The following is a 12,656-nucleotide window of genomic DNA, read 5'->3' as shown; positions in this document are numbered from 1 at the left end:
CGACCTTCACCCAGCGCCGGGCCCTGGCGCTGCGCAACGCAAAAAGCTCCGCGCTGACGCCCGACGCTTCACCCGCCACAAGGGGCTCCAAAACTGCCGGAAACGAACTCAGCGCTGGATAAAAACTGGGGGCAACGTCAGCTGGCATCTACTGATTTCGGAAGCGCGTCCCGGATGAGCTTCAGAAACTCGTCGGCAAGCGTGAAGAAGAGCAGAGCCTCGGCACGCGCGATCCGGCGGAAGCCAAGCGCAAGCATCTTGCGGTGCTTTCCTCGGTGGAAGAGCGGTGGGCAAACCTCCGGACAGGTACCTGCTCACTAACGGAACGTGAGGCTCACGAGATCGCCCAGTAAGCCTCCGATTATTGGCTGGCGACGTTTGGGGACAATCCGAGCGATCACCCGTGGAAGATTGCGCTCGGCGAAAAGCTGTTTCCCCCGCCAGAATCGCTTTGAAATCGTCCACCCTCAACCGGATTTGATTGGGAAAAGGCGAAAGACGACGGCGAGATCTTCGAGATGGAGGGCTATTGCGTTCGAAGCGCAGACGAGAGGCTAAGGTTTCTCGGGCTTTCGGCCGATGATGCCAACCGCCAAAAGCTCGCAAAGGCGCTTGCCTTGGCCATCCAGAGGGCGAGCTTGGTCTTGGCAGAATGGGCCAAGGGTAACCTCGGGCACGGGAGGCTTCCCGCTCCAATTGCGGCCGGGTTTGGAGAAGGGCACGCCGCTCTCCCAGCTAAGGCCAAGGAGCCGATTCCTTTCGACGACCTGATCAAAGGCTGGGCTTCGGGAGAAAAGGCCCGTAGCCAAGACGCTCTATGCGTGGAAAGCCATTGTCCAGAAGCTTAAGAAGGCTATCGGCCATGACGACGCCGCGCGCCTGACGCCCGACGATATGGTGCGCTGGAAAGCTTCGCTGATCGGATCCGGATTCAAGCCGAAGACGATCCGCGATGCCCACCTCGTGCCGATCCGGGCGATCCTGCAATGGGCCGTCGATAACCGGAAGCTGCCAACCAGTCCGGCCGAACGCATCACCATGGATGTGAAAAGAAGGCGGCGGGCACGCGCCGAGGTTACACCGATCCCGAAGCCAAGATCGTGCTCAAGGCGGCTGCGGCCGAGCAAGACCCTGTGAAGAAATGGGTGCCGTGGCTCTGCGCCTATTCCGGCGCCCGCGTCGCAGAAATCTGTCAGCTCCGGCGTGAGGACATCGTCGAGATCGATGATGTCTGGTGCTTCAAGGTCCGATCCCCAAGCGGGGTCGATCAAGACCGCGGGCTCTGAGCGCGTCGTGCCGCTTCATCCGGCGCTGATCGAGGCGAAGTTTCTCGATTTCGCCCGAAAAGTGCAGAATGGTCCGCTCTTCGCCGACCGGCGGCGAGTGACTGGGTCATCGACATCGGGCCCGGCGCTGGCGACGAGGGCGGCGGGATCGTCGCGAGCGGGCCGCCGGCGAAGGTCTAGGCCTACCGTGCGAGCCGCACCGCGCCTTATCTCGCTCGCGCGCTCGAAGGCGTGGTCGCCACGACCATCTGACGGCCAGCGGCGATGCGGCTCACACCTCAACCGCAGAGGGGATCAACCGTATCCCCGAAAGAAGCGGCGCTGAATGTCCGCTTTGCGGCAACGGGGCAACGTCGGCTCCTGGTCGATCCCTTGAAAAAGGTCGGCATGGCTGGGGACGTGAAGTCCTGATTCAGTCTTCCTCGGCGGAGGGTGGCGCGATGATGGGCGAACGGCAGATTGCGCAGGAGGCGCCGTTCCAAGAGTTCAGCTTGGAGCGCCACGTGCCTGCTGATCATTAGACCCGCTCCATCGATTGGCTCGTCGATCTCTCGGAGATCCGCGCATCTGCGTCCGTTCTACAGCGAGATGGGTCGGCCCTCGATCGATCCGGAGCTCATGATCCGGATGCTGCTCATCGGTTACTGCTTCGGCATCCGTTCCGAAGGGCGGCCCTGTGACGAGGTCCATCTGAACCTGGCCTATCGCTGGTTTGTCGGCTCGCGCCAAAGGGCCGTTTCCGATCACTCGACCTTTTCGAAGACCGAACAATGCGAGGAGCCGCGTTGAAGGCCAGCGCAACGCGAAGCGCTAGTAGACATCCGCCTGATATCGCCCTGCCTTACGCAAAGCGGCGACATAGGCGATTGCCTCCTCGCTGGATCGCCCGCCATGTTCGGTGACGATATCGACGAGCGCGCGCTCGACATCCCTGGCCATCCGCTTGGCATCGCCGCAGATGTAGAAATGCGCACCCTGCTCGAGCCAGGCCCAGAGTTCGCCGCCGCGTTCGCGCATCCGGTCCTGGACATAGACCTTGTCGCCGTCGCGCGACCAGGCGAGCGTCAGGTTGGTGAGGAAGCCGGACTCCTTCATCGCCTGCAGCTCGTCCTCGTAGAAGAAGTCGCAGGCCCGGCGCTGATGGCCGAAGAACAGCCAGTTGCGGCCAGCTGCCTTCGTCGCCTGCCGATCGTGCAGGAAGGCGCGGAAGGGCGCGATCCCGGTGCCGGGGCCGCACATGATGATCGGCGTCTGGGGATCGGCCGGCAGCCCGAAGCCATGGGCGCGCTGGACATAGACCGCCACTTTGTCGCCGGGGGCGACACGCTCGGCGAGAAAGGTCGAGGCCACGCCCCAGCGCGGCCGCGAGCCGATCTTGTAGCGGACCGTGTCGATCGTCAGCGAGATCCGGCCGGGCGTGGCGTTGAAGGAGGACGAGATCGAATAGAGCCGCGGCTGCAGCGGGTCGAGCGCCTCGACGAAAGCCTCGGGCGAAAGCCTGGCCTGCGAGAATTTGTGCAGCGCGCCGAGCACGTCGAGTCGGTCGAGGTCGCCGTCTGGATCCTCGCCGGCGGCAAGGCGCCTGGCCTTCTGCCGTGTCTCGCCGCCGGTGACATAGGAGATCAGCTGGAACAGGGCATCCGGCGCTGGCCCGAGCGCGCAGTCGGCCAGTAGCTTGTCGCGTAGGCTCTTGCCGCCGATCTCGGCGTCGGGCCGCGCGCCGAGCAGCGCGATCACCGCATCGACCAGGCGTGGGTCGTTCTGTGCGACGATACCGAAGGCATCGCCGACGACATAATCGAGACTGCATTCGGCGAGGTCGAACTCGACATGCCAGGTCTCCTTCTCGGAACCCTCGCCATTGAGCTTGCGCCGCGACAGGAAGGTCGCGAGCGCAGGGTTCTCGCGGCAGCGGCCAAGTGGGCCGAGATCGACGACGGGCGCAGCCTCGGCGGGCACAGCCGGGGCGGTGGCGCCCGGTGCTTCCATCAGCGCCTTGAGCTGGCGCAGGGTCTCCTTGCCTCCGGGCGCGCAGAGATTGAGCCGTCCCTCGGTGCCTGAGGCGATGGCGGCGGAATAGGTCTCGCAGACATAGCCGCATTGCCCGCAATCCTGCTGCGCCATGGCGGCGAAGAGCTTGCGGGGCAGCGGCTTGCCTTCGGCGAGCTGCATGCGGTCGGCGATCGCCATGGCGGGATCGTGCCAGGGGGCGCCGTCGTCGGCCTCGCCCATCACCGCGGCGTTCTCCGCCGGAGACAAAGCGGTCACTCCGGCATTGTCGAGCGAGAGCAGACCGGCGAAGAAGCCATTCAGCCAGGAGCGCTGCTCTTCGCTGAACGGCGCGGTCTCCGGCAGGACCTGGACGATCGGGTTCGGCGTCTGCACGGTCATGCCGCCTCCCCCGTCTCAGCGACCAATGCCTGCAGCGCCGCGATCTCGTGGCGGCGGGCGAAGGCGACGAAGCTCTCGTCGGGCGCGGCGCGATGGACCTGCCAGGTGCGCAGGACCGCCTCGACCAGAGCCGGCGCTTCTTCCGCCTTGACCTTCTCGCGGAACGGCCGGGCCATGCCGCCATCGACACCGTAGCCGCCGCCGACCAGCAGGTCGTAGCCGGGGACGGTGTCGCCCTCCTCATTGACTGGCACCTTGGCGCCGATCAGGCCGAGATCGCCGATATAGTGCTGGGCGCAGGAATGATGGCAGCCGGTGAGATGGATGTTGACCGGCTGGTCCAGGGTGATGCGCGGCTCGCAATGGGCGGCGATGGCCAGCGCATCCTCCTTGGTGTGGGCGGCGGCGAACTTGCAGCCGGTCGCGCCGGTGCAGGCGATCAGTCCGGCGCGCAGTATCGAGGTTTCGGCCGAGAGGCCGGTCGCCTTCAGGTTGGCGATGACATCGTCGATCCCTGCATCCGGCACGCCGGAGATCAGCAGGTTCTGCCAGACGGTCAGGCGGATATCGCCGTCGCCGCATTGCTGCGCGATCGCCGCGATGGTCCGCATCTGCGCGACTGTGAGCTTGCCGACCGGCAGCGCGACGCCGATCCAGTTGAGGCCGGACTGAACCTGCCTGTGCACGCCGATATGGGCGAGGCGATCATAGACCGGCCGCGGCCTGACGAAGGCGCCGTCGACCCGGACCAGCCGGCGGCCGAGCTTCTCCTCGACGGCGGCGAGGAACTTGTCGAAGCCCCAGGCATCGAGCACGTATTTGAGCCGCGACTTGTTGCGATCGGTGCGGTCGCCATTGGCGATGAAGACCCGAACGATCGCATCGGCGACCGCGATCGCGTCGGACGGAGCGACGATCACGCCGGTATCGCGAGCGAGATCCTTGTGGCCGGTGATGCCGCCGAGCGCGAGACGATACCAGATGCCGGGCTCGACCGGCTGCCCTTCGAACGCTGCTCCCTCGATGACCTCGATGGCCTGGAAGCCGATATCGTTGGTGTCCTCCAGCGTCGCGATCGAGCCGGCGCCGTCGAAGGCGACGTTGAACTTGCGCGGCAGCCCATAGAGCGAGCGGTCGTTGAGGATGTGGTGGTGCCAGGCGCGGGCATGCGGGCGGGTGTCGAGGAGTTCGAGCGGATCGATGCCGGCGGTCGCCGAGCCCGTGACATTGCGGATGTTGTCGGCGCCGGAGCCCTTCGCGGTGAGGCCGAGATCGGCCAGGCCCTCGAGCAGCTGCGGGGCGTTTTCGGCGGTGATCTCGCGGATCTGGAGGTTCGCGCGGGTGGTGACGTGGCTGTAGCCGCCGCCGAGGCGTTCGGCGATGTCGGCGACCCCCTCGAACTGCCAGGCCTTGAGAATGCCGTTGGGAATGCGCAGACGGCACATATAGCTGTTCTGCGCCGGTGCCACATAGAACAGGCCGTGATAGCGCCAGCGGAAATTGTCCTCCGGCTTGGGATAGGTGCCCGACGCGGCCTGATCCTTGAAACGGGCATAGGCGTCGAACGGATGCTCGGCGGCTTTCCACTTCTCCTGATCGACGAGCTTGCCGCCGGCCGCGACCGTCCTGGCCTGCGCCTCGGCATGTTCCCTGTCGGGACCAGCAGGCTTGGCCGGAGCGCCGCCCGGCGCGCCGCCGAGCGGGCCAAGGCCGCGCGCCGTGCGGGCCGACTGCATGCCGCTGACGAAGCCTTCGAGGTAGCGCTTCTGGTCGGGGGTGAAATCGTCGCTCATGGCTGAAGCCGTCACGCCGCCTCGACGAAGCGATGGCGCTCGTAGAGAAATTTCAGCACCGACTCGCGCGCGGCGATGTAGGTGCGGTCGGTGACCAGCTCCAGCCGCTTGCGCGGGCGGGTGAGCCGCACGTCGAGCACCTCGCCGATGCGGGCCGAGGGGCCGTTGGTCAGCATCACGATCCGGTCGGAGAGCAGCACGGCCTCGTCGACGTCGTGGGTGATCATGATCATGGTGTTACCGAGCGCGGCATGGATCTGCATCACCGAGTCCTGCAGATGGGCGCGGGTCAGCGCGTCGAGCGCACCGAAGGGCTCGTCGAGCAGCAGGATCTTCGGTTCCATCGCCAAGCCGCGGGCGATGCCGACGCGCTGCTTCATGCCGCCCGAGATCTCGCCCGGCCGCTTGTCTCTGGCATGGCCCATCTGGACGAGGTCGAGATTGTGCATGATCCAGTCATGCCGCTCCGCCTTGCTCTTCTTGCCGCCGAAGACCTTGTTCACGGCGAGCGCGACGTTGTCGTAGACGGTGAGCCAGGGCAGCAGCGAGTGGTTCTGGAAGACCACGGCCCGATCCGGCCCCGGCGCGTTGACCTCCTTGCCTTCGAGCAGGATGCCGCCGCTCGTCGCGGGGGTGAGCCCGGCGATGATGTTGAGCAGGGTCGACTTGCCGCAGCCGGAATGGCCGATGATCGAGACGAACTCGCCCTTGTCGATGACGAGGCTGATGTCCTTGAGCACTTCCGTGGTGGCGGCGCCGCGCTGGAAGCGTTTGTCGACGTGGTCGATCTTCAGATAGCTCATCGTTTCGCCCCTCAGTTGGTCGCGGTGCCGCGGGTGACGACATGGCCGATGAGAGCCACGAGGCGGTCGAGCAGGAAGCCGACCACGCCGATATAGACCAGCGCCACGATGATGTCGGAGAGGCGGGACGAGTTCCACGCATCCCAGATGAAGAAGCCGATGCCGACGCCGCCGGTCAGCATCTCGGCGGCGACGATGGCGAGCCATGACAGGCCGACGCCGATGCGCAGGCCGGTGAAGATGTAGGGCGCCGCCGAGGGCACCATGATCTTGTAGAAGAACTCGACTTGGTTCAGCCGCAGCACCTTGGCGACGTTGCGATAGTCCTGCGGGATGTTGCGGATGCCGACGGCCGTGTTGATGATGACCGGCCAGATCGCGGTGATGAAGATCACGAAGATCGCCGAGGGCTGGCTGTCGCGGAAGGCGGCGAGCGAGAGCGGCAGCCAGGCGAGCGGCGGCACCGTGCGCAGCACCTGGAAGACCGGGTCGAGCCCACGCGTCGCCCAGACCGACTGGCCGACCAGCGTGCCGAGCAGCACGCCGACGATCGCCGCCAGGCTGAAGCCGATCGCGACGCGCTGAAGCGAGACCAGGATGCGCCAGCCCAGCCCGATATCCTGCGAGCCCGCCCAGTAGAACGGCTCGGTGATCAGGTCCTTGGCCTCTTCCCAGATCCTGGTCGGCGGCGGCAGCGAGGATTGCGGACCGGACGCGGCGATCTGCCAGAACAGCAGGATCAGCGCGATGGTGATCAGCGGCGGCACCATGTTGACGAGCGCACCCTTCGCCAGGGGCGCGAGTCTGGCCGCGACGGACTTCGAGGGGCCGGCCGGCAGGGGCAGGACCTCCGACGGCTTTCCCTTGAGGGAAACGATCGCCGCGCCGGCGATCGCGTCTTTCAAGACAGGCTGACCCATGTTCCAGTCTCTCCTCTGACCGAGCTGTCAGTCATGCCGCTTCGATCGCGCGTGCCTGCGCGCCGATGCGGCGGATTTCGGGGAGGCAGGAGCCGCAATTGGTTCCCGCCTTGAGTTGAACGCCGATCTCCTCGGCCGTCGCGGCACCGGCCACGAAGGCGGCCCGGATCGCGTTCAGGCCGACGCCGAAGCAGGCGCAGATGGTCGGTCCGGGATCGGACCCGCCGGGATTGCGCCCCGCCAGGAGGGCAAGCCGGCTTGGCACGGCCGCTGCCGGATCGGCGAAGACGGTCTTGACCGTGTCCCAGAGCGGCGCACGACCCGCGGGAGCAAGGAAGATCACGGCCAGCAGCCGGCCTTCCCGGAGGACGGCGCAGCGATAGCCACCGCCGTCACGGTCGATCAGTTCGGTCAACTCCTCGGCGCCGAAACGCTCGCGCATCAGGGCCGTGATCGCATCGACCGAAGCGTCCGAGGCGAAGAGCCGGCCCTCGCCGCCTTGCACCGCAAGCCGCGACCACCAGCTTCCGGCTGGCAGGGCAAAAGGCTGCCGCGAGAGGACGAAGCCTTCGAAGCGATAGGCGACGGGCCTGATGGCGACGGGCGTCGCCTTCATTTCAGGTTGCCCGGAGAAGGGATCGCAAAGCGGCTGCGTCAGAGCTCCGATCCGCGCCGCCGAGGCCGTCTCGTCCGACCAGTGGATCGGCGCGAACAGGTCCCCGGGAGAAACGCCGTCATCGGCAACGACCTTGAGCACGGCGCCGCCTTGGGCGCTGGCGAGGCGGGCGAAACCGCCCTCGACCAGCCCGAAGCGCGTGATCTCGGAGGAGTGCAGAGAGACCGAGGGCTCGGCGATATGCGCGCTGAGCCGGGGGCTGAGGCCGGTCCGGGTCATCGTATGCCAATGATCGCGCACGCGGCCGGTGTTGAGCAGCAGCGGGAAGGCTTCGTCGGCCTCGGAGGCGAGCTTCGGTGCGGCGAGGGGGCGCATCTGCGCGCGGCGCCCGGGACCAAAGAAGTTTCCGTCTCCGAAGAGCCGTGCAATGCCCTGTGGCCGATGGGCGGGGACCGGCCACTGCACCGGCGTCAGCCCGTCATAGCCGGCCTTGCCGAGACCGGCATGGCCGCCGATGTCGAAATCTCGGGTGCCGTCGTTCTCGAAGGCGGAGAGCGCGGCGTGCTCGGCGTAGATCTCGTGCGGTCCGGAATAGGTGAAGGCCTCGCCGAAGCCGAGGCGCCTGGCGACTTCGCAGATGATCCACCAGTCGGGCCTCACCTCGCCAGGCAGCGACAGGAAGGCGCGCTGGCGCGAGATGCGGCGTTCGGAGTTGGTGACGGTACCGTCCTTCTCGCCCCAGGCGGCGGCCGGCAGGATGTAATGCGGCCTGGCCGCGAGCGTGTCGTTGGAGAGCACGTTCTCGGAGACGACGAACAGATCGAGCCCGGCGAGCGCGGCGCGTACCTTGTCCGCATTCGGAAGAGAGACGGCGGGGTTGGTCGCCATCACCCACATCGCGCGGATGCGGCGCTCGGCGACCGCATCGAGCATCTGGATGGCCTTGAGGCCCTCGTGGCGGACGATATTGGGCGCCCGCCAGAAGCGCCGGACACGATCGATCTCGTCTGCGCCATAGCCCATATGGGCGGCGAGCATGTTGGCGAGGCCGCCGACCTCGCGCCCGCCCATGGCGTTGGGCTGGCCGGTCAGCGAGAACGGGCCGCAGCCGGGCCGCCCGATCCGGCCGGTAGCGAGATGACAATTCAGGATCGCGGCGACCTTGTCGGTCCCTTGCGCCGACTGGTTGACGCCCTGGCTCCAGGCCGTGACGACATGCGGCGTGCTCCCCCAGAGCTCGTAGAAGGCTGCGATAACCTCAGGCTTCAGCCCGGTGGCGACGGACACGGCGGTGATATCTGGCGCAATGTCCCGCGCATTGGCGAGCGCCGCGTCAAAGCCTGAGACATGGCGCGCGACATAAGTGCGGTCGACAAGGCCGCGATCGGTGAGGTGGACGAGCAGACCTGCGAACAGCGCGGCATCGGAGCCGGGCTTCAGCGTCAGCACCATATCGGCGTCTTCCGCGGTCGCGGTGACGCGCGGATCGAGGACCACAATGCGCGCGCCGCGTTCCCGGCGATTGTCCTGCATCCGCCGGAACAGGACCGGATGGCACCAGGCCGTGTTCGAGCCGACGAGGACGATCAGATCGGCGCTGTCGAAATCCTCATAGGCGCCGGGCACCGTGTCCGAGCCGAAGACCCGGCGCTGGGCCGCGACGGTCGACGACATGCAGAGCCGCGAATTGGTGTCGACATGGGGCGTGCCGATGAAGCCCTTCGCCAGCTTGTTGGCGACGTAGTAGTCCTCGGTCAGGAGCTGGCCGGAGAGATAGAAGGCAATCGCCTCAGGACCATGCCCGGCCGCGATGGCCTGCAGACCGGCAGCAACGGCATCGAGCGCCTCGTCCCAGCTGACCCTGTCATAGCTGCCGGCGGCGTTGCGCTTCAGCGGGTACAGCACACGGCTGCCGAGCCCGAGCGTCTCGCCGAGCGCGGAGCCCTTGGAGCAGAGCCGCCCACGATTAGCCGGATGATCCGCGTCTCCGGTGATGGAGGCGCCGCCCAGCCCGTCCGGCGTCGCCTTCACGCCACAGCCGACTCCGCAATACGGGCAGGTCGTGCAGGTCACGGCCGGAGCGGGGGGAGCGTCGTGGCGCATCACGCAGCCATCCCGATGCAATAGCCCTCGCCGAAGGGCAGGTCGGCACGGATCGCGCTGATGTCCTGGCCCGAGCGGATCAGCCCGAGATAGAACAGCGCGCCACTGGTGTCGCCGACGAGGACGCAGCCGGCTAGCCTGCCCGCGCGCAGCACGAACTTGCGGTAGATGCCGGCGGCCGGATCGCGCAGCAGCAGAACTTCGTCGTCCTCTCCCGGCTCGACCGAGCCTGCCGAGAAAACGCTGACCCCACTGACCTTGAGATTGGTCGCCAGCAGCGAACCGTTATAGCGGTCGCTCGCACCGGCAAGTCGCGCGGCCAGCACGCGCGCCTGTTCATAGGCGGGCTCGACCAGACCATAGACCAGGCCGCGATGCTCGGCACATTCGCCGATCGCGAAGATGCAGGGATCGCTGCTGGCAAGGCCGTCGTCGACATCGATGCCGCGATTGACGTCGAGGCCCGCGGCGACGGCGAGATCGACACGCGGGCGCACCCCGATGGCGACGACAACGAGGTCAGCCGGGATTACGCTGCCATCGGTCAGCTCGACCGCCTCAACCCGCTCCTTGCCGACGAAGCGCTCAGCCGTGCAGTTCAGGCGGATGTCGATGCCACGAGCCGCGATCTCACCGGCAAGCAGGCCTGCTCCCTCGCGGTCGAGCTGGCGTTCCATCAACCGGTCGGCGAGATGCAGGACCGTAACCTTGCCGCCAATCCTGGCGAGCCCGTAGGCCGCTTCCAGCCCGAGCAGGCCGCCGCCGATCACCACGACGCGCGCGCCGGTCGCGGCCACGCTGCGGAACAGCGCGACATCGGCGACATCGCGGAAGCTGGCGACGCCAGGCAGTTCCAGCCCAGGCACCGGCGGCATCAGCGGGCGCGAGCCGGTCGCGAGCACGAGCTTGCCGTAAGGCAGGACGAGGCCGTCGGCCAAGGTCACGCTCTTCGCCGCCCGGTCGATGCCCGTGACCGGCTTGCCGTAGACCATCGAGACGCCGCGCGCTTGCCACCAGGTGGCGGGCTTCAGCTCGATCTCCGGCTCGCCGATCTCGCCCGCCAGCAGCGGGGAGAGCAGCACCCGATTGTAAGCCAGCCGCGGCTCGTCCCCGATCACCGCGACCGCATAGCGTCCGAGCGCCTGCCGGCTGAGCTCGTCAGCCAGCCGCGTCGCGGCCATGCCATTGCCGACGATGATCAGGGGCTCGGCCATGAGTCAGGCGACCCGCTTGATCTTCAGCGCCTTGAGATAGTCCAGCGGCGCCGCGGGATCGAACTTCATACCATCGAAGAAGGTCTCGACGCCCCGCGAGTCGGCAGTCGGCGCGCCGGCGACGCCGAGCGTCTTCGCCGCCTCGCGCCAGAGATCGGCGCGGTTGGTCTTGTCGACGAGGGCCTTGATGTCGATGGTCGGTTCGAACTTGCCCCAGCGGATGTTCTCGGTGACGAACCAGGTGTCGAGGCTCTTCCAGGGATGGGAGGTCGAGCCGCCTTCCCCCCAGAACTTCATGTAGAGATTGGTGCCCTTCGCCTCGCGGCCATTGCCGTAATTGATGTCCCCGAGCAGGCGCTTGTTGATGTCGCCGGTGGGGACGTTGAACCATTGCCGCTTGCCGACGATCTCGGCGAGCTCCTGGCGGTTCTCCATCTTGTCGGCCCAGATCTGGGCTTCCATCACGGCCATCAGGATGGCCTGCGTCGCCTTGGGATTGGCATCGACGAAATCGGCACGCATGCCGAGGATCTTCTCGGGGTGACGGAACCAGAGCTCGCCGGTGGTCAGCGCGCTGTAGCCGATGTTCTGGTTGACGAGCTGCTCGTTCCAGGGCTCGCCGACGCAGAAGCAGTCCATGGTGCCGACCTTCATGTTCGCCACCATCTGCGGCGGCGGCACGACGATGACCTTGATGTCGGTATCGGGGTCGATGCCGCCGGCGGCGAGCCAGTAGCGGATCCAGAGGTCGTGCGTGCCGCCCGGGAAGGTCATCGCGGCGGTCAGTTCCTTGCCGGCAGCCTTCTTGCGCTCGAAGGCCTGCTTCAGCGGCGAGGCGTCCTTCTGGACATTGAGGTCCTTGTACTCGTTGGAGACCGAGATCGCCTGCCCGTCCTCGTTGAGGTTGAGCAGCGTGTACATCGGCAGCGGCTGGCCGTTCTGCATGACCTTGCCGGTCGAGTAGAGATGCGTCTTCGGCCGCAGGATGTGGCCGCCGTCGATGCCGTTGTTCTTGAAGCCGAGCGCCATGTTGTCGCGCGTCGCGCCCCAGGAGGCCTGCTTGGCGATGTCCATGTCGGGCAGGCCGTATTTGGTGTAGAGGCCCTTCTCCTTGGCGATGATCAGCGGCGCCGCATCGGTCAGGGCGATGTAGCCGAGTCGGGTGCCCTTGACCTCGGGGCCGGCGCCTTGCGCGAAGGCGCCTGAAGGCAGGGCGGTCTTCGCCGCCGCGAGCAGCGCGGCCGTGCCGGACAGATTCAGGAACTCGCGGCGGCTCGTGCCTGTCTGCGGGGCTGCCGCCGTCCTGGCCGGGGTCTTGGAGCTGTGCGTCATCGATCGCCTCTCGGTTGCTGAGCTGTCGCCCGCTTGAAACCAGCCCCGAAACGCAAAAAACGCCGCGCGAAAGACGCCTGGACGGGCGCATTTCGACAGCGACGTTGCTGTGTCTTCCGGATCGGGGATGGCGCGGGCAGCGTTGGCCGCGTCACCTTCCTTCATACAAGGATCGTGCCAACCGCTTCGCGGCGGGCC

At 66.8% G+C, this 12,656-nt stretch carries 8 protein-coding genes and 2 pseudogenes; 2 read left to right on the top strand and 8 right to left on the bottom strand.

The window, feature by feature from the left end:
• Nucleotides 1-215 precede the first annotated feature (215 nt).
• Nucleotides 216-353 (top strand): annotated as a pseudogene (locus tag V7S63_RS28745) (DUF6538 domain-containing protein); the annotation flags it as partial.
• 462 nt (nucleotides 354-815) lie between these two features.
• Here the strand turns inward: V7S63_RS28745 and V7S63_RS20785 are convergent.
• Nucleotides 816-1,271: a hypothetical protein gene (locus tag V7S63_RS20785; RefSeq protein ID WP_336531604.1), complete on the bottom strand. Its 456-nt coding sequence runs from the start codon at nucleotides 1,269-1,271 to the stop codon at nucleotides 816-818.
• Between the two features lie 455 nt (nucleotides 1,272-1,726).
• Here V7S63_RS20785 and V7S63_RS20780 point away from each other — a divergent pair.
• Nucleotides 1,727-2,048 (top strand): annotated as a pseudogene (locus V7S63_RS20780) (transposase); the annotation flags it as partial.
• A 48-nt stretch (nucleotides 2,049-2,096) separates the two neighbouring features.
• Here the strand turns inward: V7S63_RS20780 and V7S63_RS20775 are convergent.
• From V7S63_RS20775 to V7S63_RS20745, 7 genes are read right to left on the bottom strand one after another with little or no spacing between them, the layout of a single operon-like run.
• On the bottom strand, nucleotides 2,097-3,677 hold the full coding sequence (locus tag V7S63_RS20775; RefSeq protein ID WP_336531603.1) for a sulfite reductase subunit alpha: 1,581 nt from the start codon (nucleotides 3,675-3,677) through the stop codon (nucleotides 2,097-2,099).
• Nucleotides 3,674-5,470: a NirA family protein gene (locus tag V7S63_RS20770; RefSeq protein WP_336531602.1), complete on the bottom strand. Its 1,797-nt coding sequence runs from the start codon at nucleotides 5,468-5,470 to the stop codon at nucleotides 3,674-3,676. The genes V7S63_RS20775 and V7S63_RS20770 overlap by 4 nt, the downstream gene beginning before the upstream one ends.
• A gap of 11 nt (nucleotides 5,471-5,481) precedes the next feature.
• Nucleotides 5,482-6,273: an ABC transporter ATP-binding protein gene (locus tag V7S63_RS20765; protein WP_091833248.1), complete on the bottom strand. Its 792-nt coding sequence runs from the start codon at nucleotides 6,271-6,273 to the stop codon at nucleotides 5,482-5,484.
• Between the two features lie 11 nt (nucleotides 6,274-6,284).
• Nucleotides 6,285-7,193: a nitrate ABC transporter permease gene (ntrB, locus tag V7S63_RS20760; RefSeq protein WP_100963170.1), complete on the bottom strand. Its 909-nt coding sequence runs from the start codon at nucleotides 7,191-7,193 to the stop codon at nucleotides 6,285-6,287.
• 31 nt (nucleotides 7,194-7,224) lie between these two features.
• Nucleotides 7,225-9,912 carry a molybdopterin-dependent oxidoreductase gene (locus V7S63_RS20755; RefSeq protein WP_336531615.1) on the bottom strand — a complete coding sequence of 896 codons (2,688 nt, stop codon included), beginning with the start codon at nucleotides 9,910-9,912 and terminating at the stop codon, nucleotides 7,225-7,227.
• Nucleotides 9,912-11,126 carry an NAD(P)/FAD-dependent oxidoreductase gene (locus tag V7S63_RS20750; RefSeq protein WP_336531601.1) on the bottom strand — a complete coding sequence of 405 codons (1,215 nt, stop codon included), beginning with the start codon at nucleotides 11,124-11,126 and terminating at the stop codon, nucleotides 9,912-9,914. The genes V7S63_RS20755 and V7S63_RS20750 overlap by 1 nt, the downstream gene beginning before the upstream one ends.
• Nucleotides 11,127-11,129: 3 nt before the next feature.
• Nucleotides 11,130-12,458: a CmpA/NrtA family ABC transporter substrate-binding protein gene (locus V7S63_RS20745; RefSeq protein WP_336531600.1), complete on the bottom strand. Its 1,329-nt coding sequence runs from the start codon at nucleotides 12,456-12,458 to the stop codon at nucleotides 11,130-11,132.
• Nucleotides 12,459-12,656: the final 198 nt, after the last annotated feature.

Origin of the sequence: Allobosea sp. CCNWLY174 (genome assembly GCF_037120455.1) — a bacterium.
GTDB classification, from domain to species: Bacteria; Pseudomonadota; Alphaproteobacteria; order Rhizobiales; family Beijerinckiaceae; genus Allobosea; species Allobosea lupini.
The sequence above is the reverse complement of the archived record's forward strand: the minus strand, read 5'-3'. Positions and strand labels throughout refer to the sequence as shown.

Bases quoted from the DNA above. Each gene is read 5' to 3' on its own strand.
- V7S63_RS20765 (WP_091833248.1), bottom strand. From the start codon at position 6,273: ATGAGCTATCTGAAGATCGACCACGTCGACAAACGCTTCCAGCGCGGC.
- ntrB (WP_100963170.1), bottom strand. From the start codon at position 7,193: ATGGGTCAGCCTGTCTTGAAAGACGCGATCGCCGGCGCGGCGATCGTT.
- V7S63_RS20745 (WP_336531600.1), bottom strand. From the start codon at position 12,458: ATGACGCACAGCTCCAAGACCCCGGCCAGGACGGCGGCAGCCCCGCAG.
- V7S63_RS20775 (WP_336531603.1), bottom strand. From the start codon at position 3,677: ATGACCGTGCAGACGCCGAACCCGATCGTCCAGGTCCTGCCGGAGACC.
- V7S63_RS20750 (WP_336531601.1), bottom strand. From the start codon at position 11,126: ATGGCCGAGCCCCTGATCATCGTCGGCAATGGCATGGCCGCGACGCGG.
- V7S63_RS20755 (WP_336531615.1), bottom strand. From the start codon at position 9,912: ATGCGCCACGACGCTCCCCCCGCTCCGGCCGTGACCTGCACGACCTGC.
- V7S63_RS20770 (WP_336531602.1), bottom strand. From the start codon at position 5,470: ATGAGCGACGATTTCACCCCCGACCAGAAGCGCTACCTCGAAGGCTTC.